Origin of the sequence: Halomonas sediminis (assembly GCF_044871105.1) — a bacterium.
GTDB lineage: Bacteria > Pseudomonadota > Gammaproteobacteria > Pseudomonadales > Halomonadaceae > Vreelandella > Vreelandella zhuhanensis.
The window spans coordinates 2,596,760-2,623,387 of record NZ_CP085246.1 but is presented as its reverse complement, the minus strand read 5'-3'; the positions used below and the strand labels follow the sequence as shown (position 1 = coordinate 2,623,387).

General features: G+C 58.1%; 27 protein-coding genes and 3 tRNA genes. 18 read left to right on the top strand and 12 right to left on the bottom strand.

The genetic code is table 11. The features are described from left to right. Window positions 1-11: 11 nt before the first annotated feature. The gene (locus LG290_RS12435; RefSeq protein ID WP_499835068.1) at window positions 12-1,577 is read left to right on the top strand and encodes a SpoVR family protein; all 1,566 of its coding nucleotides are present in this window, start codon (window positions 12-14) and stop codon (window positions 1,575-1,577) included. 116 nt (window positions 1,578-1,693) lie between these two features. Here LG290_RS12435 and LG290_RS12430 read toward each other — a convergent pair whose 3' ends face one another. Then, window positions 1,694-2,008 (bottom strand): high-potential iron-sulfur protein, encoded by a 315-nt coding sequence (locus LG290_RS12430; protein ID WP_160417799.1) that lies wholly within the window; start codon window positions 2,006-2,008, stop codon window positions 1,694-1,696. A gap of 240 nt (window positions 2,009-2,248) precedes the next feature. Between LG290_RS12430 and LG290_RS12425 the strand changes: the two genes are divergently transcribed. Together LG290_RS12425 and LG290_RS12420 are read left to right on the top strand one after the other, a co-directional pair. After that, complete coding sequence (locus tag LG290_RS12425) at window positions 2,249-2,524, top strand: Lrp/AsnC family transcriptional regulator (protein WP_114486176.1); 276 nt, start codon at window positions 2,249-2,251, stop codon at window positions 2,522-2,524. A gap of 130 nt (window positions 2,525-2,654) precedes the next feature. Next, the gene (locus LG290_RS12420; protein ID WP_499837102.1) at window positions 2,655-3,446 is read left to right on the top strand and encodes a DNA/RNA non-specific endonuclease; all 792 of its coding nucleotides are present in this window, start codon (window positions 2,655-2,657) and stop codon (window positions 3,444-3,446) included. Window positions 3,447-3,608: 162 nt separating this feature from the next. On the opposite strand, the gene LG290_RS12415 is transcribed toward LG290_RS12420, so the two are convergent. From LG290_RS12415 to LG290_RS12405, 3 genes are all read right to left on the bottom strand, one after another. Continuing rightward, window positions 3,609-3,695 (bottom strand) — tRNA-Leu (locus LG290_RS12415). Window positions 3,696-3,739: 44 nt separating this feature from the next. Continuing rightward, window positions 3,740-3,826, bottom strand: a tRNA-Leu gene (locus LG290_RS12410). Window positions 3,827-3,939: 113 nt separating this feature from the next. Next, a tRNA-Leu gene (locus LG290_RS12405) sits at window positions 3,940-4,026 on the bottom strand. 277 nt (window positions 4,027-4,303) lie between these two features. Here LG290_RS12405 and rnr point away from each other — a divergent pair. The 9 genes from rnr (at window position 4,304) to LG290_RS12360 (ending at window position 11,987) form a co-directional block, all read left to right on the top strand. After that, window positions 4,304-6,670 (top strand): ribonuclease R, encoded by a 2,367-nt coding sequence (gene rnr, locus LG290_RS12400; RefSeq protein ID WP_499835067.1) that lies wholly within the window; start codon window positions 4,304-4,306, stop codon window positions 6,668-6,670. Between the two features lie 3 nt (window positions 6,671-6,673). After that, a complete protein-coding gene (rlmB, locus tag LG290_RS12395; RefSeq protein ID WP_499835066.1) occupies window positions 6,674-7,459 on the top strand; it encodes a 23S rRNA (guanosine(2251)-2'-O)-methyltransferase RlmB in 786 nt (261 codons plus the stop codon). A gap of 187 nt (window positions 7,460-7,646) precedes the next feature. Further along, on the top strand, window positions 7,647-8,015 hold the full coding sequence (rpsF, locus tag LG290_RS12390) for a 30S ribosomal protein S6 (protein WP_114486127.1): 369 nt from the start codon (window positions 7,647-7,649) through the stop codon (window positions 8,013-8,015). A 33-nt stretch (window positions 8,016-8,048) separates the two neighbouring features. Further along, window positions 8,049-8,276 carry a 30S ribosomal protein S18 gene (gene rpsR, locus LG290_RS12385; protein WP_114486126.1) on the top strand — a complete coding sequence of 76 codons (228 nt, stop codon included), beginning with the start codon at window positions 8,049-8,051 and terminating at the stop codon, window positions 8,274-8,276. A gap of 12 nt (window positions 8,277-8,288) precedes the next feature. After that, entirely contained in the window at window positions 8,289-9,140 is an 852-nt protein-coding gene (locus LG290_RS12380; RefSeq protein WP_160417802.1) for a hypothetical protein, read from the top strand. Window positions 9,141-9,155: 15 nt separating this feature from the next. Further along, on the top strand, window positions 9,156-9,602 hold the full coding sequence (gene rplI, locus LG290_RS12375) for a 50S ribosomal protein L9 (protein WP_160417803.1): 447 nt from the start codon (window positions 9,156-9,158) through the stop codon (window positions 9,600-9,602). Between the two features lie 142 nt (window positions 9,603-9,744). Next, window positions 9,745-11,133, top strand: coding sequence for a replicative DNA helicase (dnaB, locus tag LG290_RS12370; RefSeq protein WP_499837101.1), 1,389 nt, complete (start codon window positions 9,745-9,747; stop codon window positions 11,131-11,133). A 130-nt stretch (window positions 11,134-11,263) separates the two neighbouring features. Continuing rightward, complete coding sequence (locus tag LG290_RS12365; protein WP_160417805.1) at window positions 11,264-11,557, top strand: hypothetical protein; 294 nt, start codon at window positions 11,264-11,266, stop codon at window positions 11,555-11,557. A 127-nt stretch (window positions 11,558-11,684) separates the two neighbouring features. Further along, window positions 11,685-11,987 carry a DUF6482 family protein gene (locus tag LG290_RS12360; RefSeq protein WP_160417806.1) on the top strand — a complete coding sequence of 101 codons (303 nt, stop codon included), beginning with the start codon at window positions 11,685-11,687 and terminating at the stop codon, window positions 11,985-11,987. Window positions 11,988-11,995: 8 nt separating this feature from the next. Here the strand turns inward: LG290_RS12360 and LG290_RS12355 are convergent, their stop codons facing one another. After that, window positions 11,996-12,409: a thiol-disulfide oxidoreductase DCC family protein gene (locus LG290_RS12355; RefSeq protein WP_499835065.1), complete on the bottom strand. Its 414-nt coding sequence runs from the start codon at window positions 12,407-12,409 to the stop codon at window positions 11,996-11,998. A gap of 163 nt (window positions 12,410-12,572) precedes the next feature. On the opposite strand from LG290_RS12355, the gene hemH reads away from it, so the two are divergent. After that, a complete protein-coding gene (gene hemH, locus LG290_RS12350; RefSeq protein ID WP_499835064.1) occupies window positions 12,573-13,643 on the top strand; it encodes a ferrochelatase in 1,071 nt (356 codons plus the stop codon). A gap of 60 nt (window positions 13,644-13,703) precedes the next feature. On the opposite strand, the gene LG290_RS12345 is transcribed toward hemH, so the two are convergent. The 7 genes from LG290_RS12345 to LG290_RS12315 form a co-directional block, all read right to left on the bottom strand. Further along, window positions 13,704-14,096: a Na+/H+ antiporter subunit G gene (locus LG290_RS12345; RefSeq protein WP_202114701.1), complete on the bottom strand. Its 393-nt coding sequence runs from the start codon at window positions 14,094-14,096 to the stop codon at window positions 13,704-13,706. Window positions 14,097-14,115: 19 nt separating this feature from the next. Further along, window positions 14,116-14,385 carry a K+/H+ antiporter subunit F gene (locus LG290_RS12340; RefSeq protein ID WP_114486118.1) on the bottom strand — a complete coding sequence of 90 codons (270 nt, stop codon included), beginning with the start codon at window positions 14,383-14,385 and terminating at the stop codon, window positions 14,116-14,118. Beyond that, window positions 14,379-14,876: a Na+/H+ antiporter subunit E gene (locus LG290_RS12335; RefSeq protein ID WP_160417808.1), complete on the bottom strand. Its 498-nt coding sequence runs from the start codon at window positions 14,874-14,876 to the stop codon at window positions 14,379-14,381. Before LG290_RS12335 ends, LG290_RS12340 begins: the two co-directional genes overlap by 7 nt. Before the next feature lie 91 nt (window positions 14,877-14,967). Further along, entirely contained in the window at window positions 14,968-16,338 is a 1,371-nt protein-coding gene (gene iscB / locus LG290_RS12330; protein WP_499835063.1) for an RNA-guided endonuclease IscB, read from the bottom strand. Window positions 16,339-16,621: 283 nt separating this feature from the next. Next, the gene (locus LG290_RS12325) at window positions 16,622-18,139 is read right to left on the bottom strand and encodes a monovalent cation/H+ antiporter subunit D (protein WP_499835062.1); all 1,518 of its coding nucleotides are present in this window, start codon (window positions 18,137-18,139) and stop codon (window positions 16,622-16,624) included. Next, window positions 18,136-18,468 carry a Na+/H+ antiporter subunit C gene (locus LG290_RS12320; RefSeq protein ID WP_160417810.1) on the bottom strand — a complete coding sequence of 111 codons (333 nt, stop codon included), beginning with the start codon at window positions 18,466-18,468 and terminating at the stop codon, window positions 18,136-18,138. The genes LG290_RS12325 and LG290_RS12320 overlap by 4 nt, the downstream gene beginning before the upstream one ends. Next, the gene (locus LG290_RS12315) at window positions 18,468-21,293 is read right to left on the bottom strand and encodes a monovalent cation/H+ antiporter subunit A (RefSeq protein WP_499835061.1); all 2,826 of its coding nucleotides are present in this window, start codon (window positions 21,291-21,293) and stop codon (window positions 18,468-18,470) included. Before LG290_RS12315 ends, LG290_RS12320 begins: the two co-directional genes overlap by 1 nt. 227 nt (window positions 21,294-21,520) lie before the next feature. On the opposite strand from LG290_RS12315, the gene LG290_RS12310 reads away from it, so the two are divergent. Genes LG290_RS12310 through LG290_RS12290 form a run of 5 tightly spaced genes read left to right on the top strand, consistent with a single transcriptional unit; the run spans window position 21,521 to window position 26,627 of the window. Then, entirely contained in the window at window positions 21,521-23,854 is a 2,334-nt protein-coding gene (locus LG290_RS12310) for a putative monovalent cation/H+ antiporter subunit A (RefSeq protein WP_499835060.1), read from the top strand. Then, window positions 23,847-24,308, top strand: coding sequence for a Na+/H+ antiporter subunit B (locus tag LG290_RS12305; protein WP_160417813.1), 462 nt, complete (start codon window positions 23,847-23,849; stop codon window positions 24,306-24,308). The genes LG290_RS12310 and LG290_RS12305 overlap by 8 nt, the downstream gene beginning before the upstream one ends. Beyond that, a complete protein-coding gene (locus LG290_RS12300) occupies window positions 24,296-24,643 on the top strand; it encodes a Na+/H+ antiporter subunit C (RefSeq protein ID WP_160417814.1) in 348 nt (115 codons plus the stop codon). The genes LG290_RS12305 and LG290_RS12300 overlap by 13 nt, the downstream gene beginning before the upstream one ends. Further along, window positions 24,640-26,157 (top strand): Na+/H+ antiporter subunit D, encoded by a 1,518-nt coding sequence (locus LG290_RS12295; RefSeq protein ID WP_499835059.1) that lies wholly within the window; start codon window positions 24,640-24,642, stop codon window positions 26,155-26,157. The genes LG290_RS12300 and LG290_RS12295 overlap by 4 nt, the downstream gene beginning before the upstream one ends. Then, window positions 26,154-26,627, top strand: a complete 474-nt coding sequence (locus LG290_RS12290; RefSeq protein ID WP_499835058.1) for a Na+/H+ antiporter subunit E — start codon at window positions 26,154-26,156, stop codon at window positions 26,625-26,627. Before LG290_RS12295 ends, LG290_RS12290 begins: the two co-directional genes overlap by 4 nt. Window position 26,628: the final 1 nt, after the last annotated feature.

Here is a 26,628-nt window from a genome sequence, read left to right as displayed (position 1 = left end):
AGGAGTGCGCCATGAATGACAAACGCCGTCCAATTGCCAGCGGCTCTGACTGGAACTTCGCCATACTCCAGCGTTTCGATACGGAACTTGCGTGTCTGGCGGATGAATACCGCCTGGATACTTATCCCAACCAGATCGAAGTCATCACCACTGAACAGATGATGGATGCCTACGCCAGCGTAGGCATGCCGGTGGGCTATCATCATTGGTCGTTCGGCAAGCAGTTTCTGGCCGTGGAACAGGCCTACCGGCGGGGCCAGATGGGCCTGGCCTATGAGCTGGTGATCAATTCCGACCCCTGCATCGCCTATCTCATGGAAGAGAACACCCTGATGATGCAGGTGCTGGTCATGGCCCATGCCTGTTATGGGCATAATTCCTTCTTCAAGGGCAATTATCTATTCCGGGCCTGGACGGATGCCGAATCGATCGTCGACTATCTGGTATTCGCCCGCAAGTACATTGCCCAGTGCGAAGAGCGCCATGGGGTCCAGGCCGTGGAACAGCTGCTGGATGCGTGTCACGCCTTGCAGAACTACGGTGTGGATCGCTATAAGCGGCCATCGCCGATTTCGGCAGAAGAAGAAATACGTCGCCAAGATGAACGGGAAACCTATCTCCAGACTCAGGTCAATATGCTCTGGCGGACTATTCCTGAACCCCCGCGCGGTGATGCGTCGCTAGCGGGTGGCATGAGCCCGGAAAACGATCCGCTGGGATTGCATGCCACTGGCCGATATCCTTCTGAGCCACAGGAGAACCTGCTGTATTTCATCGAGAAAAATGCGCCACTGCTGGCGCCTTGGCAGCGCGAGATCGTACGTATCGTACGCAAGTTGGCCCAGTATTTTTATCCCCAGCGCCAGACCCAGGTGATGAATGAAGGCTGGGCATGCTTTTGGCATTACACTTTGATGAATCGGCTATACGATGATGGCTTAGTTGACGAAGGATTGATGCTGGAGTTTCTTCAGTCGCACTCAGCGGTTATCCATCAACCCGATTTCGATAGTCCCAATTTCAGCGGCATTAACCCTTACGCGCTGGGATTTGCCATCTTTACCGACATAAAACGTATCTGTGTGTCGCCAACCGAGGAAGACCGGGAGTGGTTTCCGGATATGGCGGGAAGCTCATGGCGCGAATCGGTGGAATTTGCCATGCGTAACTTCAAGGATGAATCCTTTATTCAGCAGTTTCTATCTCCCAAAGTGATGCGCGACCTGAAGCTCTTTCTGGTAGTGGACGATGACCAGGAGGAAACCCTGGAAGTGGGCGCCATCCACAATGAGCGTGGCTATCGGCGTGTGCGCGAAGCCTTGGCCATGCAATACGCGCTTTCGGTCCGTGAGCCCAATGTTCAGATAGTCGAGGCGGATATTCGAGGGGATCGTTCCTTGACGCTGCATCACGTCCAGGATGCACGGCGCCCGCTAGGACGGAGTGTCTACCCGGTAATGCGCCATCTGCATCAATTATGGGGCTTTCCGGTCAGGCTTGACTCCTTTGAAGCGGAGCGTGTTACTCGACGGTACCATTGGCCGATAGAAGGGGAGGAGATTCAGGCCGGTCCTTGAGCTCATCTACAGGAAGTAGATGGAGCTGCTATACAGAATTGCTACACAGACAATTGTCCCGCGTCTAGACGCGGGACAAAGGTACAGCTGCTTAAGATGCTTCAGGCAGAAACAGATTACATCTGAGCAGTCCAGGACTGGCACCAGCCCTGGGGTTCTACGCTGTTTTGCGGGAATAGCTGGCAACCTTCATTCTCTTCCACGAAGAACATGCAGTTATTGCAAAATTCGCCTTCGCTGTAGGCCGGATGATCGCTGGCTTCGCTGGCCACTTCGACATAATTCAGGGCTTGGGCGTTACTGGAGGAAGGGTCCAGGCGGGGTAAGGTCTGGGCAAAGGCAGCCTTGGAAAGGATGCCGGCGCCCAGTGGCAAGGCGGCAAGGCCCATAAGGCTGTTACGCATGAACTTGCGACGGCTTTGATTAGCCATGGTGTCTCCTTAAACGTCACGGTCTGACGTATGGTCACGATTGATAGGGTGGTTTGCCCACCTCTTACTCCGATAACATCTGAACAACGGAGTCCCGAAACCTATGCTAGCGGAAGGCGACACGGTCTGCGAATACCTGTTTCAACCCAGCGACAATTAGTCACGGCCGCGGGCGAGTGCTGTGGCAAACAGAGGTGGGTGTTATACTCGCTGCGCATTTCTTTTTATGAAGGGCTCGTCATGCAAAATGCTGTCATCTTGATCAACACCGAGAAAGGCCAAGTGAAAGCGGTAGCCGAGCGTCTGGCGGACGTCGAAGGCATCAGCGAGGTCTATTCCACTTGTGGACGTTACGATCTGGTGGCCATTGCCCGGACCCGTGACTTTGAAAGCCTCGCGGAGTTGGTGACGGAACGTCTCAATGCCGTGGAAGGCGTGAGTGACACTGAAACCTTGAATGCAATGCAGGTGCATTCCCGCCACGATCTGGAAACCATGTTCTCCCTGGGCTGGTAACAATTGTCGGATAAAAAAACTGTTGTTGGATAGAACAAACCGCCAAGCGGAGAAATCGACCTTGCGTAATTCACTATCCCGTTGGCGCCGCCGGGGCCGCAACCTCGGTGTTTCGCTGTTATTCGTGGTAATGGCATCGGGGTTATGGCATTTCCAGGAGCGCCAGTACCGCGATGACTACAACTGGATGGGCACGCCGACTTGGGAGTCTTTGCATCCCACCACCTTTCATCGTGTATTGCGTAATGACGGCTTTCTGGTGGGTTGGTCGGATGTCCGGGTCAACGCTCTTTGGGTCAGCTATCAGCTACATGCCGTGGAAGATGCGCGCATTGGCGCGCGGCCGAATTTCCAGGCGGATTGGCGCACGCTATGGCCGATTGGCACCGACGAATATTCTGGCAGTGGTTACGATCGTGGGCACTTGGCGCCAAATTACGCGATCGCCGCGGTGCACGGGCGTGCAGCGCAGTTGCATACCTTTCGCATGAGCAATATGGCACCGCAGCGCCCCGACCTCAATCGGCAGCTATGGCAGCGACTGGAAGAGTCAGTCATGGATCATTTCGCCCCGCGTTTCGAGCAGTTGCAGGTGATTACGGGCCCAGTATTTCCGGAATCCTTCATGGATAACGTCTTCAATCGTGTCGGGCTTGTGGAAATTCCCGAAGCCTTCTACAAGATTGTCGTGGCGCCTCACGCTGAAACGCCGCAGGCATTGGCGTTCATCATGCCTCAGACCGCACGCGGTAATGAGCCGTTGGACGATTATCTGGTGAGTATCGATCAGGTAGAGGCACGTACCGGTTTGGACTTCTTTCCCGATCTGGCTCAGGACGTTGAGCAACGTCTGGAAAGCCGCATCGAGACGGACGGTTGGGCGTTGGAAGAGGTAGCCAAACGGCCGGGACGGTTTCAGTAGATAACGGATTGCTTGAAGGTCAACATAAACAGTGGCTAATACGGCAAAGGATTGGCGCGACAAGTGGGACTATACGGTATGACTGGATGATACGATGGGAAGATGACGCAGAAAGAAGGGGAAATAATAAGAAATGATGCGGTTGGACGGTACCATGAAGCATGGTGCCCAGGAGAGGACTTGAACCTCCACGTCCATACGGACACTAGCACCTGAAGCTAGCGCGTCTACCAATTCCGCCACCTGGGCGCATCATATTGCTGCTTTTTCGATGTGATCGGTTGTGTTCGGTATGGTGCCCAGGAGAGGACTTGAACCTCCACGTCCATACGGACACTAGCACCTGAAGCTAGCGCGTCTACCAATTCCGCCACCTGGGCGAACACAAGCCTGCCTACATTTTATGCGACTGTCTTCAAGTACAGCCTTCACTACTTCACCTCGCTGTGACCGAGGTAACCAGACGTTTTTGAGTAATATACTCAAAAACTAATGGTGCCCAGAAGAGGACTTGAACCTCCACGTCCATACGGACACTAGCACCTGAAGCTAGCGCGTCTACCAATTCCGCCATCTGGGCAAGTGGCGCGTATATTACCCGCCTGGTAATGGAATGCAAGCCTTTGACGGCGTTTTTTCTTGCCCTACAGGCGATAAACAGCAAGGAAGATGGTTGGGTCATTCAAACAGCGGCGCTATACTGCGGGCATGACCAATCATAGACTTGTTTTTTCCGACACATTCGCTGCTGGAACCTTGTGCATGCGACGCTTGGCGTCCGCGCTCCATCATCACTTCTCTTTAGAGCACCTGCTTCTAAATACTCTTCCCCTGCCGCCGCTGAGGATGCCGAAAGCATGACGCAATGGACTTTACGTGACGATCCGCACGCCGAACGCGAAGCGCATAAGTACGACAAACCCGCGCCTAGTCGCGAATATCTTCTAGCTGCGCTTGAAGAGTACGGCAAACCTATTACCCACGAAAACATGAGCCGGATGCTGGGCCTTGAAGATGAAGATCTTCAAGAAGCAGTACGTCGTCGCATGGCCGCCATGGAGCGTGACGGTCAGGTGCTACGCAATCGCCGCAATGCCTATGCCTTGATCGATAAGCTGGACTTGATCAAGGGTAAGGTGCTGGGCCATCGAGATGGCTTCGGTTTTCTGGTGCGCGATGACGGCAAGAAGCCCGATCTGGTGTTGCAGTCGCGGCAAATGCGCCGCGTCTTCCATGGCGACCATGTCCTGGCACGTGTCACCGGACGTGATCGCCGCGGGCGTGACGAGGCCACCATTTCCGAGGTGCTGACACGCAACACCCAGACAATCGTGGGCGTGTATCGGGCCAATACGCCGGAATTCGGTATCCTGATTCCCGAGAACCCTCGTGTCACCCAGGAAGTGATCATTCCTCACAGTGCCTGTGGTGGTGCCCAGGACGGGCAGGTGATTTCAGCCAAAATCGTCAAACAGCCAGAAACGCGCGTGCAGCCGGTAGGGGAAGTCGTCGAAGTACTGGGCGAACGCATGGACCCTGGCATGGAAATCGATATTGCGATTCGCAGTTACGATATTCCCGCCGAGTTTCCACCAGAGGTGCTGGATCAGATCGCCGGTATCTCGGCGGAAGTCGAAGAAGCCGACAAGGCTCACCGTATCGACCTGCGGGATACGCCATTGGTGACCATCGATGATGAGTCGGCAAAAGACTTCGACGATGCGGTCTGCGCCTGGAAGACCAAGTCGGGCAGCTGGAAATTGCTGGTGGCGATTGCCGACGTTTCGCATTACGTTCGGCCGAGTGCAGCGCTGGACGAAGAAGCGCGTACACGTGGCACCTCGGTATACTTTCCGGGCCAGGTCGTGCCGATGCTTCCGGAGCTTCTTTCCAACGGTCTGTGTTCGCTGAACCCGCATGTCGACCGTCTGGTGCTGGTCTGCGAAATGAATATTTCCAAGACCGGCACCATCAGCCGTCACCGCTTTTATGAGGCGGTAATGCGCTCTCATGCGCGCCTGACCTATAACAAGGTGGCGGCGATGCTCGATGAGTCGAGCAAAGAGGGCGAGGCGCTGCGTAACGAGCATGCCTCCTTGGTCAAGCCGGTCAAGAACCTGCATGAGCTTTACAAGCTGCTCCGTCAGGCACGTGAAGAGCGTGGGGCGATCGATTTCGAGACCACCGAAACCGCGATCATCTTCAATGAAGAGCGCAAGATCGAAAAAATCGTGCCGCGCTCACGCAACGATGCTCACAAGGTGATCGAGGAATGCATGCTCGCGGCCAACGTGGCCACGGCACGCTTTCTCGACAAGCATGACCTCCCGGCGCTTTACCGCATTCATGAGCGTCCCGCTCCGGAGCGCCTCGACAAGCTGCGCCTGTTTCTCAATGAGTTGGGGCTTTCCCTGGGCGGCGGCGACGAGCCCACCCCTCAGGACTACCGCACCCTGGCGGAGACGATCAAGGGTCGGCCGGATTTCGATATCATTCAAACCGTGATGTTGCGCTCGATGAGTCGTGCCGTGTATTCACCGCAGAACGACGGCCACTTCGGCCTGGCGTATCCCGCCTATGCCCACTTCACCTCACCGATCCGGCGTTATCCGGACCTGTTGGTTCACCGCGCCATTCGTTCGGTGATTCGCGGGCCACGCCAGACCAATACGGTGCTGCGTGCCGAAGGCGCGCCGGTCGAGCCGCCAAGCAAGTGGTGCCCTTATACGTTCGAGCAGATGGTCGAGCTGGGTGAGCACTGTTCGATGGCCGAACGTCGCGCTGACGATGCCACCCGTGATGTCGAAGACTGGCTCAAGTGCGAGTTCATGTCCGACAAGCTGGGTGAAGTCTTTGAAGGGACCATCGCCACGGTGACCCAGTTCGGGCTTTTCGTGCGCCTGGATGAATTCTATGTGGAAGGGCTGGTGCACGTCACCTCGCTGCCATCTGACTATTACCACTACGAAGCCGAAAAACATCGACTCAAGGGTGAACGGACCGGTTCGAGCTATCGCTTGGGTGATGGCCTCACGGTGCAGGTCGCGCGTGTGGACATGGATGATCGTAAGATCGACTTCGCCCTGGAAAATGACAAGCCACGTCCTAAGCGTCAGCCGCGCAAAAGCCGCTCGGCCGACAAGAAGGAAGGCACCCATAATAGCGGTGAGGGTGCACGGCGAACTCGCCGCGGGCCACGCAAGACGTCACCCAAGAAGGGGTAAGTAATGAAACCGGCGTCTTCTCGTCAGCATCTCAAGGTGCCGAATGGCCTTGAGCTGGTATTTGGTGTGCATGCGCTGCGCAGCCTGCTCGATCGTGGTGAAGCTCCCCGTGAATTGTGGGTGCAGCAAGGGGCGGGCACGCGCCTTGCGGCTCTAGTGGACGAAGCTCAATCCAAGGGAGCATTGGTCAAGGAGCGGCCCCGCGAAGTGCTCGACCAACTGACCCAGGGCGGTGCCCATCAGGGTGTGGCGGCGTTCTGCTCGCCTTTGACACCCGAAGGCGAAGAGTCGTTGTGGCTCAAGTTGCGCGCCTGGCGGGCACCACAGCCGCCATTGTTTCTGGTGCTCGATGGCGTGACCGACGTGCATAACTTCGGTGCTTGCCTGCGCAGTGCCGATGCAGCCGGTGCACATGGGGTGATCGTGGCCAAGGACAAGGCCGCTCCGCTCAATGCCACCGTACGCAAGGTGGCTTGCGGTGCTGCTGAAGTGGTGCCGGTTTATCAGGTCACCAATCTGGCGCGCACCCTGGCCAAGCTCAAGGTCGAAGGTGTGTGGATTACCGGTGCCGCCGGTGAAGCCGAATCCAGTATCTATCAGATCGACTTCACCGGTCCTGTGGCCCTGGTGATGGGGGCCGAAGGCAAGGGCATGCGCCGCTTGACCCGCGAAGCCTGCGATAATCTCGCCAAGCTGCCCATGGCGGGGCAGGTGTCGAGCCTGAATGTCTCGGTGGCCACGGGCATCTGCCTGTTTGAGGCGGTGCGCCAACGACAGCTTGCAAGTTAGTCGCTGCGCCCCTAAAATGCCTGCGCCCGTTTGCCTGACAAGCGGGCGCTATTCTACTTGATGCCTCCGGCGTCTCGTCGCTTGCTGCGATGACTCGAACGGAGGCATTTCAATCACCTCCTTGCTTCCCTGTCGTGGTGCCTCGGTAGCACGCGCATTGGAAGCTGCCAAACCGCAAGGAGATCGTATGCGTCATTATGAAATCGTGTTCATGGTCCATCCGGACCAGAGCGAGCAAGTGCCGGCCATGGTCGAGCGCTATACCAGCATTGTCACCGAAAATGGTGGTACCGTGCATCGTCTGGAAGATTGGGGCCGTCGCCACCTGGCTTACCCGATCAACAAGATCCACAAGGCTCACTACGTGCTGATGAACGTCGAGTGCGGCGGCGAGACTCTCGACGAAATCGAGAACATCTTCCGTTTCAACGATGCCATCATCCGCAGCTTGGTCTTGCGCTGCAAGGAAGCTGTCACCGAAGCTTCACCGATGATGAAGCCGGCAGAAGAAAAGCGTCCGCGTCGCGAAGACAAGCCCCGCGAAGAAACTGCCTGATTTTATTATTTGCACGTTTGAAGGAGTTATTCCATGGCACGTTTTTTCCGTCGCCGCAAGTTTTGCCGCTTCACCGCTGAAGGCGTAAAGCAGATCGATTATAAGGATCTGGATACGCTGAAAGCTTACATCACCGAAACCGGCAAGATCGTTCCAAGCCGTATCACCGGCACCAAGGCACGTTATCAGCGCCAGTTGGCGACAGCTGTAAAGCGCTCGCGTTACCTGGCGCTTCTGCCCTACTCCGATAGCCACAAGTAAGTTGCTAGCGTGATGTTGGTACTCGCCCGATGGCTGATGCGCGGCATACCCTACGCCGCCGCCGGGGCTGCTTTGGCAACCCTGGTGCCTTGGCTATTCTGGCTGGGGGCGGCAATCGCCGCCCTGGCGACGCTGCGCCATGGCCTTGTGCCGGCGCTTCCTGTGGTTATCGCCGCCGCGCTACCCGCCGGCTGGTGGTGGTCGCAGGGTGATGTGATTCCGCTTGCCAGCGTACTGCTGGTGACGCTGATGGCCGTTATTCTGCGTGAGCGAATGCGCTGGAGTGAGGCACTGATTGGTGGCTCGCTGGCTGCCTCGGCAATGATCCAGTTGGGTGTTTTCACTCCGCCGGGTGACACCCGCTTGATGCTTGAGGAGTTGCGTAAAGGCTCCCCTGAGATTGATCGCATGCTGACCGAGTTCACCAGCCAAGGGTTTGATACTCAGGTGCTGGCTGAACTGGTCATCAGTGGCGTCACCGGGTTAGTGGTATTGCTGGCATCGATAGGCTGTCTGGCACTGGCGCGCAGCTGGCAGGCCGGGCTTTATAACCCGGGAGGCTTTCGCGAGGAGTTTCACGCCTTGCGCCTGGCGCCTCGGGAACTGGCCGTTCTGCTGGTGCTGGGCGTGGGGGGCATGCTGCTGGGAATTGCGCCGTTGGCCATGCTTGGGTGGGTACCTTTGCTGATCGCTGGCATTGCGTTGGTACACGGGGTTATTGGATTAAAAGGGATGAATGGCTTGTGGTTGGTAGCGTTCTACGCGCTGCTTATCACCACATGGCCCGCGATTCTCATCGTGCTGCTGTTGGGCCTGATCGATACGCTAGCGAATTTTCGCGCACGGTTGGCTCGCAGCAACTGACAAGAGGTTTACGAGATGGAAGTCATTCTGCTCGATAAGATTGGTAAGCTGGGCGGCCTCGGTGACAAGGTCACTGTAAAGCCTGGTTATGGTCGTAACTACTTGGTGCCTTACGGCTTGGCCGTGCCGGCCACCAAGGAAAACATCGAAGCCTTCAATGCCCAGCGCTCCGAGCTCGAAGCTCAAGCTGCCGAGCGCAAGGCCGAAGCCGAAGAGCGTGCAGCACAGCTCAATGAAATCGAACTGTCCTTGACATCGAAAGCCGGTGACGAAGGCAAGCTGTTCGGTTCCATCGGTCCGCGTGATATCGCCGATGCGATTTCTTCCGCGGGTATTGATGTGGTCAAGAGCGAAGTTCGCATGCCGCAAGGTCCGATTCGTCACACCGGCGAATTCGACATCGATCTGCATCTCCATCCAGAAGTGAATGCAGTGGTGCGTGTGGTGATTGTGGCTGAATAAGCCGCTTGATCTCGCCAGACCATCAAAGGGCGCGGGCTATCCCGCGCCCTTTGTCGTTCCGGGTTTATCAACGACACCCCAGTCACTGATTTACCCCTCAGGCTACCGGTTTGAACGATATCGAGCGTTCAAGGAGCAAATGATGCAGGACAGGTCTTCTTCCGACCAGGAAACGGCAGCGCTCAAGCTGCCTCCTCATTCGTTGGAGGCGGAGCAGTCGGTTCTCGGCGGGTTGATGCTGGATAACCAAGCTTGGGACAATGTGTCGGACCGGTTGGTGGCCGATGACTTCTATCGCTACGAGCATCGCTTGGTATTCAACGTCATGATCTACATGGCGGAAGCCGGACAGCCGCTGGATGTGGTCACGCTCTCGGAAGCCCTGGAAGCACGCGACCAGCTGGATACGGTCGGTGGCCTGGCATTTCTGGCCGAACTTGCCCGCAATACCCCCTCGGCGAGCAATATTCGCGCCTACGCCGATATCGTGCGTGAGCGGGCGACGTTGCGAAAGTTGATCCGTGCCGCCAGCCAGATAGCCGATGGTGCTTTCAGCCCCCAAGGGCGTCCTGCCGATGAACTGTTGGACGAGGCCGAGCGTCTGGTCTTCCAGATCAGCGAGGAGCGGCCTAAAAGCGGTGGTCCTCTCGGCATGAGCGAGCTTTTGACCAAGGCCGTGGATCGCATTGACGAGTTGTTCAATCTCAAGGGCGAAATGACCGGCTTGTCCACCGGTTTTCGTGACCTGGACGAGATGACGACCGGCTGGCAGCCCTCGGATCTGGTGATCATTGCCGGAAGGCCTTCGATGGGCAAGACCTCCTTTGCCATGAACCTGGTGGAACACGCGGTAATTTCCAGCGATAAGGCGGTGATGGTGTTTTCCATGGAGATGCCCGCGGAATCCTTGATGCTGCGGATGCTGTCCTCCCTGGGGCGAATCGACCAGACCCGTGTGCGTACTGGCCAGCTGGAAGATGAGGATTGGCCACGGCTGACCTCGGCGGTCAACCTGCTTAAAGACAAGCAGCTGTTCATCGACGACACCGCAGCGCTTTCGCCCAATGAGATGCGCTCGCGCATACGCCGGGTGGTACGCGAGCATGGCAACATGGCATTGATCATGATCGATTATCTGCAGTTGATGCAGATTCCTGGTTTTTCCGAAAATCGTACCGGGGAAATCTCGGAGATTTCGCGTTCGTTAAAAGGGATGGCCAAGGAATTCGGTTGCCCGGTGGTAGCGCTTTCCCAGCTTAACCGTTCATTGGAGCAGCGCCCCAACAAGCGCCCGGTGATGTCGGATTTGCGGGAGTCCGGGGCCATCGAGCAGGATGCGGATGTGATCGCCTTCGTCTATCGTGATGAGGTGTACAACCAGGACAACCCGGATAACCAGGGGCTGGCTGAATTGATTATCGGCAAGCAACGTAACGGCCCCATCGGCACGGTGCATATGGCATTTATCGGTAAATACACCCGTTTCGAGGACTTGGCCCCGGACAGCTACGGGGAAGCCTTCGGCGGTTGAGCCGATGTTGAGAGACGGTTGAGGCGCAATGGCCAAGCCGCATAATGCCCAGTCGCGAAGGGCAGGGCCGATAAGCAAACGCACGAACGAGACTGGCGTGCGAGTGGCAATCAATCAAGTGGAGAAAGCAATGGCTGGTGGTTTTCGACGGGGTAATCGTCCGCGCATTCCCAAGTTGGAAGCGCGGGGTGAGCTACAATCGCTGGAGAAGGAAGGCCCGTTCAAGGAATGGCTGGGGATGCCGGATCTTTACCGTTATCATTTGGTGGTGGAAGGCGAGGCCTACAGTTATCAGACGGAAGACAGTGAGTTGCCTGTCGCGGTCGGTGACAAGGTGGTGTTCCGCTATAAGCAGACCAAGGCGGGTAACTGGATTGACCGTAACTCATTGGGAAAGGCGATCGACCCAGCTGATTATCAGTAATATTTGATGAAGATACTTGGAACTCCCTTGCAGCATTGCCGTCATATTTGTGACACTCAACCGCAATGGAAATGTCATCAGGCACAGTCAAGCTGTGCCTGAGTTGTATTTAATGCAGGAGGGAACCATGGAGTTCAAGTCACTCAAGCCGTTCGTCAAACAGCATGATAATTTTGAAATACGGGTGATTACCCACGCCGGCAGCCGTTTCTATCAAGTGGAACTTGAAGATGTGGAAGGGCAGCGCCACATGCTGACTAATCGTAAAAAACCGATGCTATTTCGCGCGCTCGACGATGTTTACCTGGAGCTCAAGCGAGCCGGTATTCACCGTGCTTACTTGGTGCAGTATGTGCCCCAAGACGAAGTGGTCGGTCGCGAAGCCCATTATGATGCCCCTCTGACATCGCGCATGCCGCTAGTCTTTTGAGGTCGTTCTCAAGACCGTTTAGCACAACGTCTAGCTTGACGTTTTTCCCACCACTGGCCCAGCCGTACCCGGCGGCGGGCAAAAAAACGGTAGCCGGTATCCATGACGCCGCATATACCGGGCAAGCAAGACAGCCACACCAGCCGCCGGTAGCCTAATACGGCATAAAGGGCCCGGCTGGCGTCCATGCCTATATACCACGCCCCTTGGCTATCCAATACGTGCAGCTTTCCCATCATGCGCTCGAATCGGGTGTCGTATGCTTCGGCATTGAACGTTGGGCTTTGGATATCGACCAGCTTGATACGCTCACGCTGGCGATGCTTTTCCAGCCAAGCGACTTCGACGCGGCAGAAAGGGCAGTGGCCGTCGTGAAATAGCGTTACCGGCGCGCTCGCTTGCAATGTCTGAAAGCGGCTCATAAAAACTCCTGGGGCAGTAATCTGCCGGATAGTAAGCTCAAGGCTTAGACATGTGTTCATCTATTGTTATACAGATCGTGTCGATAGTATAACTTTATGCCGCCGCGGTGGTGAAAAATGCTAAGATCCCATGACGTATAACGTATTTGCCTAGGAGTATTGGATGACCACGAGCGTAGAGAAGGACCAGCCCGGTACAGGGCGCTTGGCGCATGCCGCCTCCGACCACCCGCCGGTGGCTCCCACCAAGGTCGGTGTGGTGCTGGCCAATCTGGGCACGCCCGATGCCACCGATTACTGGTCGATGCGACGTTACCTAGGTGAATTTCTGTCCGACAAGCGGGTGGTGGATTACGCCGATTGGAAATGGCAGCCCCTGTTGCAGCTGGTCATTCTCAGCAAGCGTCCCTTCTCTTCGGGAAAAGCGTATAAAAGTATCTGGAATATGGAAAACAACGAAAGCCCGTTATTGACCATTACCCGTGCGCAAACCGAGAAAGTGACTACGGCGCTGCACGAGCTTTACGGTGATAATGTGGTGGTGGATTTCTGCATGCGCTACGGCAATCCTTCCACCGATAGCGTGATTCGGCGACTTCAGGCCCAAGGCTGCGAAAAAATCGTGTTCTTCCCGTTATATCCGCAATACGGCTCACCGACCACCGCGACTGCCAACGATCAGGCCTTTCGCACCTTGATGAAACTCAAGTGGCAGCCCTCCATTCGTACGGTGCCGGCGTATTTCGAGCACCCGGAATATCTCACGGCGCTGGCCAATTCAGTGCGGGAGGTCTATGAAAACACGGCGTCACGCCCGGAAAAATTGGTGGCCAGTTACCACGGCGTGCCCCAGCGTTATCTGATGGAAGGCGACCCCTATCATTGTCACTGCCAGAAGACCACGCGCCTGTTGAAAGAACGGCTGGGGATGGCGGATGAAGAGATCGTGACCACTTTCCAATCCAAGTTCGGGCCGGAGAAGTGGGTGGGGCCGGCTACCGTGGACTATGTGGCGGAGCTTGCCAGGCAGGGCAAGAAACATATCGCGGTGATATCCCCAGCGTTCGCCTCGGATTGTGTAGAAACGTTGGAGGAAATTCAGGAAGAGATCCGCGATAGCTTTCTGGAGGCCGGGGGCGAGACCTTCACCTATATTCCTTGCCTGAATGACCGGGACGATCATATCGCAGCCCTGACAGCGATTATCCGCAACGAACTGGGTGGCTGGCTCTAGCCAATGAAAAGGCCAATGTATCAACGACTGCATTGGCCTTCTCGCTACCCATCCTGCTTGTCAGCCGTGTCCCTGATCGGGATGCGGCACCGGCTTGTCACCGATTTCTTCATCCCGCAGCTCCGAAGGCCGGCCTTGGGTCTTGTCGACATGAGGCAGCTGCAAGTGCAGCCCGGTCTTGGCCAGCAAATGCGCGCTGACCGGGGCGGTGATGAACAAGAACAAGGTAATCAGTATTTCCTGGATATCCGGCTTGCCCTGGGCACCCCAGAAATACAGCATCGAAGCCAGCAGAATGCAGCCAATGCCCAGGGTGGTTGCCTTGGTGGGGCCGTGCAGGCGCATGTAGAAGTCGCGCAGGTGGGTCATGCCCAGCGAGCCGATAAATACGAAGATGCCGCCTGCAATCAGCAGGAAACTGATCACGCCCTCAAGAATCACGTTAATCGTCATGGAGCCTCCAAGGCCTTTTTTATTCGATGATATCGCCGCGTAGCAAGTACTTGCACACCGCTACCGTGCTGATGAAACCGAGCATGGCGATCAACAGTGCCGACTCGAAATAGGTCTTGGTGTTGAGCCACAGGCCCATCATCACAATCAAGGCAATGGAATTGACGTACATGGTGTCCAAGGCCAGCAGTCGGTCGGGAAGCGAGGGACCCACGGTGAGTCGATAGACATTCAGCAACAGCGCCAGGATCACTAGCGCCAGACTGATCTTGAGTGCGATAGCTAGCATTCATATATCTCCATAAGCGGTCGCTCGTAACGCTCGCGAATGTGATTGATAAGCGCCTCTTCGTCCTCCACATCCAAAGCGTGGATCAGCAGCGTCTTGCCATCCATACGCAGGTTGGCCGAGACCGTTCCCGGGGTAAGGCTGATGGTATTGGCCAGCAAGGTAACCGTGAAACGCTTCTTTACCATCAGTGGATACTCAACGAAATGCGGACGCATGCGGCGCCAAGGGTTGATGATCAACCAGGCCACCTCGAGATTGGCGACGATGATATCGCCGAGTACTCGCAGAACGAAGCGCAGCAACAGCCAGGGTTGGCTGACATGCGGCTGTAGATCCCAGAAACGGTAGGTAAGCAGAGGAATGACGATCGCCAGTACGCTCCCCAGCAGAATCTGGCCGAAGGCCATGCTACGTGTCATGAGTAGCCATACCAGCAACAGCAGGATCGACAACAGAGGTGTCGGCAGCCAAGAGCGGGGCTTGATCATCAGATATTACGCGGGATACCCGGTACTTTTAGTGCCGGGAGGGATAGCGCGTCGTGCGCAGCACGACTCGGGGTTCCCTGTCCGCGCCTCCTTAGGGTTGAATCGTGGGTATCTGGTGATAGCCGTAGCCATCACCGCGTTGCAGCAGAGTGCAGTAGCGCCAGGATATCCCCTGTACCGCGCCCTGTTCGGTCTGAATGTTGAAACTGCCAGTCTTGCGGATTGCCGCGCGCCCTGTATGTGTGCCGGCCTTCTTGCCGGTCGGGACAATCGCCCTAACCCTATCGCCGGTCTGAAAGCCCTGTACCTGCTTCTGGCGCATCAGGTAGCCACGCGGAAAACCGTATTTGTCGAGCCGGGTGCGCTGATAACTGCCACGCCCGGTGGCCTTGATGATCAGCGTCGGCACTTGCCAACCCTTCAGGAAGTCGACGTTTCCAACACAGGCCGCATCCAGGGCGTGGGTCTTGGGAATACCCAGGCGCTGGCGGTTGAACTTGGTGCGACCGCCGCTACCCACGGCGACTGGCAGACCAGTGGTTTTCATGGCGCCAAACAGCGCCCAGCGCGTGGCGTTGACGGCGGCGGCATCCCGCAGCGGCAACTTGAGCTGGCGCTGCACCCGAGCCAAGCGCGTTTCCGCCGACAGGCCATTGGCTTTGAGGCGGCGTTTCAACCCCTTGTCGGTGGCAAAGAAGTCGGCAAGCGGCTGGCTGTCCTTGGCGGTGTTGCAGTCGTGACAGACGATGGTCAGGTTGCTCACCCGGTTCGAGCCGTCCCGAGCGCGCGGCACCACATGCTCAATTTCCAGCGGTGTATCGCCAGTACCGCAATAGGCGCACTTCCGGCCCCACTTCTCTAGCAGGTACTCGCGTACCTCATAGCCAAGCAAGGTGCCTTGCTGGTACTCGACCCCGGTAATCTCCGGGTTTTCCAGCTTCTGCATATCGAAGCGCACCAGCTCCATGCTCAGGTGAGTCACCGGCACCCAACGGCACAGCTTGTCCACCCAGGCCATGGTTGTATCGACCCGATGCTGCAGGCTGGGCGGCAGCCAGCCCTTCTTGCGCGTCCGGTTGTCGAAACGTGGCTTCCGATGGCGTAGGTTCTTGCTGCGACGCCGCCGGCGAAACCCCGCCCGTTGCTCCAGTGCCTGACGAATCTGGAAACCCCGATGGACCAATTGAAACAGGCAAAGCACATGACGTATCGCCGGTGCCTGCTCGTCCGTTGCGTTGTCTTCCAGGCGCATCAGCGCCAGGCCGGTTTCCTTGCTGCCCGGATCAGCGGCCAGCAGGGTTGGCTGCAAGGTGCCGTCACTCTGGCGCCGATCACGCAGCCGGATCACGAAGGGAGTGCGATTCACTACCACCGCCCGACCGCGCTCCAATAGCAATCTTGCGCGCTTTTCGCTACACGGCATCAACGGCTGCTTGTTTTTTCCCAATACCAAGACTGCCATACCAACAACCTCCTTTGTTCTTGCCCTTACGGGCCTGGTGACGCAGGTCTTGCGACCTGTCTCCCCTCGGGAATGTCTGCAACCGGCTCCCGCCGAACATGGTGCCATCGACAGCGATCAGAACCTTCGGCGCTTTACCTTTCACCAGCATGCTCCTGATCTTCCAGAGCGCCGAACTGAGTGAAGCATCCGGCGGTGGGGTCTTAACGACCTATTGCAAACGTAGCGGGTTGGCTACCGCTTTCCCTGGTCAACCGGGCTTGTTGTCACAAGCCTCATCCCTTCAGGGCGAGGTAGTTGACGGAGACTCTCCGTCGAGAAGGGCATGAATCATGCTCTGGGGGTTGGCCAGTTGGACGGCGGTGGCGTGAGTGTAGTCGCTGATCGGGCCCGCCAGTACCACCAGCAGGGGGGATGCGCCCAATAACCAGACGACGCCGAACCATTGGCGGCGCGGTAACGCTTCGCCAGCGGCTTCACCGTGGCTGCGCCAGAACAGGGTGGAGCCGGCGCGGGAAAGGGCAATCATCATGCACAACCCACCGCCTAGCAGGATGGGCCACAGCCACAACCGCTGAGTGCCTTCGGCGGCTATCAGCAGAAATGCCTTGCCGATAGCGCCGGACAGCGGCGGCATGCCCGCCACCGCTATGGCCCCGAGAAAGAATAGCCCCGCCAGCCAGCCGCCCTGTTTGAGAGGGCGGCCTTTCACCAGCCGTGTTCCGGCTTTACCGCGTTGCACACCGATCAATTCGGCAAGCAGGAAGAGCCCGCCGGTCACCAGGGTGGTATGAATCAGATAATAGAGTAGCGCGGAGGTGGCCTCTACCGAGCCGATGCCGATGCCGGCCAGCAGGGTGCCGACCGAAAACAACACCAGATAGGCGACCATCAGGCGCAGATCCCGTGCCGCCAGTATACCCATGGCGGCGGCTACCAAGGTGGCCAGGGACAACCACCAGACCCAGGATTGTTCCAGTCCGGCGAGTGGCCCCGCCTGTTCGCCGAAGAGCAGCGAGTAGACCCTGAGAATCGCATAGATACCTACCTTGGTCATGATGGCGAACAGCGCCGCTACCGGGGCGGGTGCCGCGGCATAGGCACGCGGCAGCCAGAAGTAGAGGGGCAGGATGGCGGCCTTGAGGCCGAACACCACCAGCAGCATCAGGGCGCCGGCCGTCACCAGGCCGGCCCGTTCGGCAGGGAGTTCGCTGATCCGCACGGCCATATCGGCCATGTTGAGAGTGCCGGTGGCGCCGTAGAGCACGCCCACCGCAATCAGAAACAGTGAAGAGCCTGCCAGGTTGAGTACCACATAATGCACCCCGGCCTGAATGCGTGCCTTGCCGCCGCCATGCATCAGCAGGGCGTAAGAAGCCAGTAGCAAGACCTCGAAAAATACGAAGAGGTTGAACAGGTCGCCGGTGAGAAAGGCACCATTGATGCCCATCAGCTGGAGCTGGAAAAGCCCATGGAAATTGCTGCCTTTCTCGTCGTCACCGCCACAGGCGAAGACCACCGCACCCAGTGCAAGCACGGCGGTCACCAGTACCATCAAGGCTGACAGGCGATCGAGCACCAGAACGATACCAAAGGGGGGCTGCCAACCGCCCAGCGCGTAGTAGCTCACTTCGCCGCCGGCGGCCTGGGCCAGCAGCGCGATGCCGATCATCACCAGCAATGCAGTCGCGCCCACGCCTATCAGGCGCTTGGAGCGGGTGCCGCCCTGGCGGCGGCGCAATGTCAGAATGCCGGCCACCAACGGCAGGACGACCGGCAGGACAATCAAATGCTGTATCACTGGCGTTCCTCCTCGCGGCCGTCGACATGATCGTTACCCGCCTCGCTGCGGGCGCGCATCGCCAGAATCACCACGAAGGCGGTCATGGCGAAGCCGATGACGATGGCCGTAAGTACCAGTGCCTGCGGCAAAGGGTCGGCATAGCTTGCGGGGCCGTCAACGATAGCGGCCCCATCGGTGGTCAGCCCACCCATGGAGAACAGAAAGAGGTTCACGGCATAGGAGAGCAAGGTCAAACCGACCACAACCGGAAAGGTGCGTCCGCGTAGTGTCAGGTAGAGACCACAGGCGGTGAGAACACCGGTGGTGATGGCGTAGAGGCCTTCCATCAACTTTTCTCCTTGGTGGAACGTTCGGTATCGCTCGATGCTGGTTGCTTGACCGGGCGGTGCGCGGTGGTGACCTTGCCCAGATTGGCCAGAATCATGAGGGTAGCTCCTACCACCGCCAGGTAGACGCCTAAATCGAAAAGCATGGCGGTGGCCAATTCGAACTTACCCACCAGCGGTAGATGGAAGTAGCCGAAAGCCGAGGTCAAGAACGGCTTTCCGAACAACCAGCTGCCCAGACCGGTAAGAGTAGCGATGGCGACCCCGGCAATAGCGATCGGTTGGTAGGGAAAGTCGAGGCGGTACTGGACCCATTCGACGCCACGCGCCATGTAGACCAGGATAAGGGCCACGGCGGTGATCAGCCCGGCGATAAAGCCGCCGCCCGGCATGTTGTGTCCTCGCAGGAAGATGAAGGCCGAGACCAGCAGCGCCAGAGGTAGTATGGCCTGGGAAATGGTGGTCAGGATCATCGGATAGCAGTCCGGCGACCAGAGGCGCCCCTCGTTATCGCTGTGAGGCATGAACAAGCGCAGACGATTGAGTAGCTTGAAGATCGCCAGCCCCGCGAGGGCCAGTACGGTGATTTCACCCAGGGTATCGAAGCCGCGAAAGTCGACCAGAATCACGTTGACCACATTGTGACCGCCACCGCCGGGCACGCTGTTTTCCATGAAAAAGCCCGATATCGGGTCGTTGTCACGGGTTAGCACCGCATAGTTGAGGCTTGCGATGACCGTGCCTAGGGAGCCGGCCAGGGCTATGTCGCGCAGGTTGCGGCGTGGCGAGGACTCGCTGGCGGTTTTCTGGGGCAGAAAGAACAGCGCCAACATCAACAGAATCATGGTGACGACTTCCACCGACAGCTGCGTCAGGGCCAGGTCGGGAGCGGAGAATCGCGCGAAAGTCAGCGCGACCACCAGCCCCACGACGGAAAGCATCAGCAGCGATATCAGGCGGTGGCGGTGGGTGAGCACGGTACCGATGCCACCGAAGATCAATAGACCGGCGCCCAGCAACAGTACCCCGTCGAGAGGCTGGTTGCCCCGGCTGCCGGTAAGGGCTCCCATGCCGGCCAGGCCCAGTGTGCCCATGACCAGGGCGGCGAACAGCAGCAATCCCATGTAACGTTGCAGTGAGCCGCCATCGAAGCGGGCCAGGCCGCTTTCCGCCCGGCGAACCAGGCATTGCATGGCACTCTCGAAGACCAGGCGAGCATCCACCGGCTGGAAGCTTTTGGCAAAACTTTTCAGGTAGGGGTGACGCCAGTAGAGAGCAATACCCGCGACGATGGCCACCAGGCTCATAGCCAGCGGCAGATTGAAGCCATGCCACACTGCCAGGTAGAACGTCAGGGCTTCACCGAGCACAGCCTGGGTGGCCAGCCCCAGCAGGCCGGTGGCCAAGGCGGCAGGAAATATCCCCACCAGAACGCAAAGAACCACCAGCAATTCCACGGGTAAGCGCATCAGATGTGGCGGCTCATGAGGAGATTTCGGCGGGGCTTGGCGAGCCGGCTTGAAGAAGACTGCATATACCAGGCGTAGTGAATAAGCCACCGACAGTACGCCACCCAAGGTCGCCAGGACAGGCATTATCCAGCTCAACCCGCCCAGCACCGGTGTGACCAGCGTCTCGGTGAAGAACATTTCCTTGGAGAGAAAGCCATTGAGTAGCGGTAGCCCGGCCATGGCGGCGGCGGCCACGGTGGTCAACAGGGCGGTGACCGGCATGGCGCGCCTGAGCCCGCCGAGGTGGCCAAGCTCGCGGGTGCCGGTTTCGTGATCGATGATCCCCGCACTCATGAACAGCGCCGCCTTGAAGGTGGCATGGTTGAGTATATGAAAGAGCGCGGCGAGCACCGCCATGGGACTGCCGATGCCCAACAGCACCGTGATAAGCCCCAGATGACTGACCGTGGAAAACGCCAGGATGGACTTGAGGTCGGTCTTGATCAAGGCGAACCAAGCGCCGTACAGCATGGTGATGATACCCACCAGCGGTACGATGACCGACCATAGCTCACTGCCGGCGATAGCCGGATGCAGTCTGGCCAGCAAGAAGATACCCGCCTTGACCATGGTGGCCGAGTGCAGATAGGCCGACACCGGCGTCGGTGCGGCCATGGCGTGGGGTAACCAGAAATGAAACGGAAACTGGGCCGATTTGGTAAAGGCGCCGAGCAGCACCAGTATCAGCATCACCGGATAAAGAGAGTCGGCGACAATCAGCTCGCCGCTGGCCAGTACCACATTCATGTCGAAGCTGCCGACCATGTTCCCCAGCAATATCAGACCGGCAAGCAAGGCCAGTCCGCCCGCGCCGGTGACGGCCAAGGCCATGCGTGCTCCTTTGCGAGCATCGCTGCGATACGACCAGAAACCGATCAGCAGGAAGGAGGAAAGGCTGGTAAGTTCCCAATAGAGCCACAGCAGCAAGAGGTTGTCGGACATGACGATACCGACCATCGACGCCATGAACAGGATCAAGTAGGCATAGAAGCGCCCGAAAGGCTCCTCCGGCGACAGGTAATAATGCGCGTAGAGAAGAATCAGCAGACCGATGCCGATTATCAGCAGGTTGAAAAGCAGCGACAAGCCGTCAAGGCGAAACGCCAGGTCCAGCCCCAGGCCGGGGATCCAGTCAACGGAGAAGCGTAGTGCTTCGCCGGCGTTCAGCGCAGGCAACTGAGCGAGCGTCAGTAACAGGGCAAGGGCCGGCAGCAAGGCGGTGGCCAGAGAACAAAAATGCCGACCGCGTCGAGCGGTCAGCACAGGCACCAGTACCCCTAGCAGGGGCAGCAGGGCTATCCACAGCAATGTCATCGATCAGTCATCCTGCACGGGTCCGAAAGAAGGGTGGGTGAGAACCGTCTTGCTCACCGCAGCGTCGATAGCTCTACTGTAACGTAAAACAGCGCTTCTGGCTCCCTCCTTGCCTTTCAACATCTTGGCTCTATACAGTAAGGGTTTCTGCAGTTGTGATTCATGTCGTTGTGATTCGCCGCCTTGAGTGGGGGGTGTCGAATCGGCGCATGCCGGGAGGATGCATCATGCAACTCGCAGTGCTGGGAGGTTTTGTGGTGGCGGGGATGGCGCCCCTGCTGCATCGCTGGTTCGGTGCTCGAACACCTATGCTAATGGCGTTGTTGCCCGCGTCCTTGACGCTGTGGCTGCTGTGGCAGTGGCCGACTATCATCGCGGGGAATGTGCTGCTGTTGGAGTGGGCCTGGGTGCCGGGGCTCGATATCACCCTGACGTTTTTGATAGACGGCCTGGCCTGGCTATTTGCCATGTTGATCAGCGTGATCGGCGCACTGGTGCTGGTGTATAGCGGCGACTACCTGCGCGGCCATCAGGATCTGCCCCGCTTTTTGATGGTGATCACCGCTTTCATGATGTCGATGCTTGGTCTGGTGCTCGCCGATAACCTAGTGACCCTGTTCGTGTTCTGGGAACTCACCAGCATTACCTCCTACCTCTTGATCGGCTTCAACCACACCGACCTTGCTGCACGCAAAGCGGCCCTCCAAGGGCTAATCGTTACCGCAGGCGGAGGCTTGGCGCTACTCGCAGGCTTCGTCATGCTGGCAGTGGCGGGAGGCAGCTGGTCACTTTCCGAGCTCATCACGCAAGGCGAGGTATTGCGCGAGCATTCGCTCTACACAGCACTGCTGATCTGTGTGTTGATTGGCGCCTTTACCAAATCGGCGCAGTTTCCGTTTCATTTCTGGCTACCCAATGCCATGGCTGCACCGACGCCGGTGTCGGCCTATCTGCACTCGGCCACCATGGTCAAGGCAGGTATCTATCTGCTGGCTCGGCTGCATCCCGCCCTGGGGGGCACCGATACCTGGGTGATCACCCTGTCGCTGGTGGGGGCCTTGACCATGGCGACCGGCGCCTTTCTGGCAATCCAGCACACCCATATCAAGAAAATGTTAGCGTATTCGACGATCATGGCGCTGGGCACCTTGACCATGCTGTTGGGTATCGGCACCCAGGGTGCCCTGGTGGCTTTCGTGGTTTTCCTGCTGGCGCATTCGCTCTACAAGGGGGCGCTGTTCATGGTGGCCGGCATTCTCGACCATGCAACCGGCACCAAAGATGTCACCGCCATGGGCGGGCTAAGGCATGCCATGCCGTTGACTGCCGCAGCGGCTTGCATTGCCGCTCTTTCATTGGCCGGCTTGCCGCCGCTACTTGGCTTTGTGGGCAAGGAGCTGATGTTCGAGTCGGTGCTTGAAGCGAGCCATTATCAAGGCGTTATTCTGATGCTGGCATTCATCGCGGCTTTTCTGACCTTGGCGGTGGCGGTGATCGTCGCCTTGCGGCCCTTCTTCGGCCCGCGGCGCGAAACGCCAAAAACACCCCATGAAGCACCGCCGGCGATGCTGGTTGCCCCGGTCCTGTTGGCCGGGCTGTCGCTATTGCTGGGCTTGGTCCCGGCGCTGCTGGATGGCTTGGTCGCGGCTGTCGTGACAGGCATAAGCCTTGGTGAAGTCAGGGGGGTGAAGCTGTCGCTGTGGCATGGCATCAACCTGCCGCTGTTACTTTCCCTGGCTAGCCTGGCGGCGGGAGTGCTGGTTTTTCGTTACTGGCATGCATTGCGCGCCAGACTGGCACGCCTGGAGCCGATCATGGCGCGTGGCCCGGAAGCCGGTTACGAGGCGTTGATGCGCGGCCTGGTCAATGTGGCAGAATGGCAGACGCGGCTGCTTCAGAATGGCTATATCCGTAACTATCTGGTGATGACCCTGCTGGTGTTCTTGGGGTTGGTCGGCCATGCGTTAGTGTTTCGCCACTCACCGAATATAGCGCTGTCCATAGACGTGTATTTCCACGAAGCGGTGGCGGCGGGGCTGATGGTGTCCGGTGCGATAGTGGCCTGCGTGATGCGTTCGCGTCTGGCGGCGGTGGCGGCGCTGGGGGTCATGGGTTTTTCGATCGCCCTGACCTTCGTGCTGTTCAGTGCGCCGGATCTGGCGATTACTCAGTTGCTGGTGGAAACCTTGACGGTCATTCTGCTGGTGCTGGTACTGTTTCGCTCGCCACGCTTTGCCGACCTCTCCACGCCTGTCGAGCGATTGCGTGACCTGGTGGTTGCCGTGCTCACCGGGGGGTTGACAACCCTGCTGATGCTGGCGGTATTGAACGGGGAACGATTGCCGCGAATTTCCGATTACATGGTGGCCAACAGCCAACCGCTTGGGCATGGCCACAATATCGTCAATGTCATCTTGGTGGATTTCCGGGCACTGGATACCTTGGGCGAGATGTTCGTTCTCGCCTTGGCGGCAATGGGAGTCTACGCCATGCTGCGTTTTCACGTCGTGGACTACGATGCCCGGCATCCCCCGACCCCCCGGGAGAATACTGATGATTAGATCGGGCACCTTGATTCTCAACGTGACGGCACGCCTGTTGCTGCCTTTGCAGCTGCTGTTTTCGGTGTTTCTGTTATTGCGGGGTCATGACGAACCGGGCGGCGGTTTCATTGCGGGTCTGGTGGGGGCGGGAGCCTTCGTGCTCTACCTTTTTGCCTACGGCAGGGCCTCGCTGCACGCCATGCTCAAGGTGACGCCTCAGGATCTGGTGGGGGCGGGGTTGTTGCTGGGAATATGCTCGACCCTGCCTGCCTGGTGGTACGGCGAGCCTTTCTTTACCGCCCATTGGTGGACGGTACCGATTATCGGTTTCAAGGCGTCCACCACGCTGATCTTCGATATCGGCGTCTACCTGACAGTACTGGGATCGGTGCTGACAGCGATCACTTCGCTGGTGAGAACCGATCAGGAGGAGCATCGAGACAGTGCCGAGGAGGTGCCATGGAATCGTTGATGGCGATTGCTATCGGTATTCTTTTTGCCGCTGCCATCTACATGATGTTGCGCCGCTCCATCGTCAAGCTGGTGATTGGCCTGATGTTGCTTTCCAATGCTGCCAATCTGCTGATTTTCGTTACCGCCGGGATGACCCGTGGGGCGCCGCCGTTGGTCCCCCAGGGGCTGACGGCCCCGCCAGGTATCGTGGCCGACCCCTTGCCCCAGGCGTTGGTGCTCACGGCCATCGTGATTTCCTTCGGCGTACTCTCGTTTGCCGTGGTGCTGGTGCGTCGTGCCTGGGAGATCGTCAAGGCTGATGACCTGGACAAGATGAAGGATACCGATACGTGAACCCGCAAATCGCGCTTCCTATCCTGATCCCGCTGTTTTCGGGTGCCTTGTCATTGGTGTTCTGGCGTTCGAGGACCATGCAGCGAGTGATTGCCGTGGGCGGTACGGCGGTCTTGTTGCTGACGTCGCTGTGGCTGCTGGTGACGGTCAATCGCGACGGCATTCTGGTGATGCATATGGGCTCCTGGCCGGCACCTTTCGGTATCAGCCTGGTCGCCGATCTGCTGGGTGCCATCATGGTGGTGCTCACCGGAATCATCGGCTTTGCCGTGGCATTGTTTTCACTGGCGACCGTGGGCCGGGGGCATGAAGCCTATGGCTACTTCCCGTTGATGCACCTGCTTCTGGCGGGAGTCGCCGGTGCCTTTCTTACCGGGGATATCTTCAACCTTTATGTGTGGTTCGAAGTGATGTTGGTGGCTTCTTTCGCCTTGCTGATTCTGGGTAGCGAAAAGGCGCAGATGGAAGGCGCCATCAAGTACGTCACGCTCAACCTGGTGTCGTCGGTAATTTTTCTGGTCGCGGTAGGGCTGCTTTACGGCATGGTGGGAACGCTCAACATGGCCGATATTGCCCGTCGTCTGGCGACGCTCGAAAACGACGGTATGGTCGATGTGCTGGCGATGATGTTCATGGTGGCCTTCGGCATCAAGGCGGCGGCGTTTCCGTTGTTCTTCTGGCTGCCGGCTTCCTATCACACGCCGCCGGTGGCGGTCTCGGCACTGTTCGCCGGCCTGCTTACCAAGGTGGGGGTCTATGCACTGTTTCGGGTGTTCACGCTGATCTTCCATCACAGCCCGGGCTATACCCATGAGATCCTGTTGTGGGGGGCGGGGTTGACCATGCTTTCCGGCGTGCTGGGGGCGGCGGCCCAGTTCGAGTTCCGGCGAATCCTGTCGTTTCATATCGTCAGCCAGATCGGTTACATGATTCTGGGGCTGGCGCTGTTCACGCCGCTGGCGCTCATCGGCGGGGTCTTCTACATCATGCATCACATCATCGTGAAGACGAACCTCTTCCTGGTCAGTGGTATCGTGCATCGCCTGCGCGGCAGTTATGACCTCAAGAAGCTTGGTGGATTGTATAAAAGCCATCCCGGCTTGGCGGTACTGTTCTTGATCCCGGCACTATCCCTGGCCGGCATGCCGCCGCTTTCCGGCTTCTTTGCCAAGTTCATCGTGGTTCGTGCCGCCATCGAGGCCGAGGCCTACGGTGTCACCTTCATCGCGCTGCTGGTGGGGTTGCTGACGCTTTATTCGATGACCAAGATCTGGGCGGAAGTGTTCTGGAAAGCCACACCGCCGGAAGGGGATATCGTCCCCTTTCCGGCGGTTAGCCAGCGCGAGCTCTGGTTGATGTCGGCGCCGGCGGTGGGCCTGGCCGCCTGTACCCTTCTGATCGGGCTCAATGCCGAACCCTTCTATGCGCTGGCCGAAGCCTCGGCGGCGGAGCTGCTTACGCCTGAACGCTACATCGAAGCGGTGCTCGGCAAGGCAGAGGAGACAACGCCATGATCGGAGCTGGCTGGAATTTGCTGCTCGGGTTGGCCTGGATCGTGCTTAGCGGGGATTTCAGCGGGGGCAATGTCCTCGCCGGGCTAATCTTCGGCTATCTGGTGCTGGCGCTTATTCAATCCCAGGTACCGGCGCTTGACGGTTATGCCCAACGCTTGCCGCGGCTGATTTGTTTTATTGGTTTTTTCTTCAAGGAACTGCTGGTAGCTAATCTCAAGGTATCCTATGACATCGTGACGCCACCCTGGTACATGAAGCCTGGGGTAATTGCCATGCCGCTCAAGGCGCGTACCGAGTTCGAGATCGCCTTCGTCGCCAATCTGATTTCGCTGACACCGGGCACGCTCAGCCTGGATGTCTCCGATGATCGACGCGTGCTGTATATTCATGCGATGTTTCTGCATGACGAAGTGGAACTGCGCCAGGGCCTGGCCGAGCTCGAGCGTCGGGCGCTGGCGCTTTTTCACTGAT

Excerpts from the sequence above, each read along its gene's own strand:
- LG290_RS12435 (WP_499835068.1), top strand. The coding sequence starts at position 12 with ATGAATGACAAACGCCGTCCAATTGCCAGCGGCTCTGACTGGAACTTC.
- LG290_RS12430 (WP_160417799.1), bottom strand. The coding sequence starts at position 2,008 with ATGGCTAATCAAAGCCGTCGCAAGTTCATGCGTAACAGCCTTATGGGC.
- LG290_RS12425 (WP_114486176.1), top strand. The coding sequence starts at position 2,249 with ATGCAAAATGCTGTCATCTTGATCAACACCGAGAAAGGCCAAGTGAAA.
- LG290_RS12420 (WP_499837102.1), top strand. The coding sequence starts at position 2,655 with ATGGCATCGGGGTTATGGCATTTCCAGGAGCGCCAGTACCGCGATGAC.
- rnr (WP_499835067.1), top strand. The coding sequence starts at position 4,304 with ATGACGCAATGGACTTTACGTGACGATCCGCACGCCGAACGCGAAGCG.
- rlmB (WP_499835066.1), top strand. The coding sequence starts at position 6,674 with ATGAAACCGGCGTCTTCTCGTCAGCATCTCAAGGTGCCGAATGGCCTT.
- rpsF (WP_114486127.1), top strand. The coding sequence starts at position 7,647 with ATGCGTCATTATGAAATCGTGTTCATGGTCCATCCGGACCAGAGCGAG.
- rpsR (WP_114486126.1), top strand. The coding sequence starts at position 8,049 with ATGGCACGTTTTTTCCGTCGCCGCAAGTTTTGCCGCTTCACCGCTGAA.
- LG290_RS12380 (WP_160417802.1), top strand. The coding sequence starts at position 8,289 with ATGTTGGTACTCGCCCGATGGCTGATGCGCGGCATACCCTACGCCGCC.
- rplI (WP_160417803.1), top strand. The coding sequence starts at position 9,156 with ATGGAAGTCATTCTGCTCGATAAGATTGGTAAGCTGGGCGGCCTCGGT.
- dnaB (WP_499837101.1), top strand. The coding sequence starts at position 9,745 with ATGCAGGACAGGTCTTCTTCCGACCAGGAAACGGCAGCGCTCAAGCTG.
- LG290_RS12365 (WP_160417805.1), top strand. The coding sequence starts at position 11,264 with ATGGCTGGTGGTTTTCGACGGGGTAATCGTCCGCGCATTCCCAAGTTG.
- LG290_RS12360 (WP_160417806.1), top strand. The coding sequence starts at position 11,685 with ATGGAGTTCAAGTCACTCAAGCCGTTCGTCAAACAGCATGATAATTTT.
- LG290_RS12355 (WP_499835065.1), bottom strand. The coding sequence starts at position 12,409 with ATGAGCCGCTTTCAGACATTGCAAGCGAGCGCGCCGGTAACGCTATTT.
- hemH (WP_499835064.1), top strand. The coding sequence starts at position 12,573 with ATGACCACGAGCGTAGAGAAGGACCAGCCCGGTACAGGGCGCTTGGCG.
- LG290_RS12345 (WP_202114701.1), bottom strand. The coding sequence starts at position 14,096 with ATGACGATTAACGTGATTCTTGAGGGCGTGATCAGTTTCCTGCTGATT.
- LG290_RS12340 (WP_114486118.1), bottom strand. The coding sequence starts at position 14,385 with ATGCTAGCTATCGCACTCAAGATCAGTCTGGCGCTAGTGATCCTGGCG.
- LG290_RS12335 (WP_160417808.1), bottom strand. The coding sequence starts at position 14,876 with ATGATCAAGCCCCGCTCTTGGCTGCCGACACCTCTGTTGTCGATCCTG.
- iscB (WP_499835063.1), bottom strand. The coding sequence starts at position 16,338 with ATGGCAGTCTTGGTATTGGGAAAAAACAAGCAGCCGTTGATGCCGTGT.
- LG290_RS12320 (WP_160417810.1), bottom strand. The coding sequence starts at position 18,468 with ATGGAAGGCCTCTACGCCATCACCACCGGTGTTCTCACCGCCTGTGGT.
- LG290_RS12315 (WP_499835061.1), bottom strand. The coding sequence starts at position 21,293 with ATGACATTGCTGTGGATAGCCCTGCTGCCCCTGCTAGGGGTACTGGTG.
- LG290_RS12310 (WP_499835060.1), top strand. The coding sequence starts at position 21,521 with ATGCAACTCGCAGTGCTGGGAGGTTTTGTGGTGGCGGGGATGGCGCCC.
- LG290_RS12305 (WP_160417813.1), top strand. The coding sequence starts at position 23,847 with ATGATTAGATCGGGCACCTTGATTCTCAACGTGACGGCACGCCTGTTG.
- LG290_RS12300 (WP_160417814.1), top strand. The coding sequence starts at position 24,296 with ATGGAATCGTTGATGGCGATTGCTATCGGTATTCTTTTTGCCGCTGCC.
- LG290_RS12290 (WP_499835058.1), top strand. The coding sequence starts at position 26,154 with ATGATCGGAGCTGGCTGGAATTTGCTGCTCGGGTTGGCCTGGATCGTG.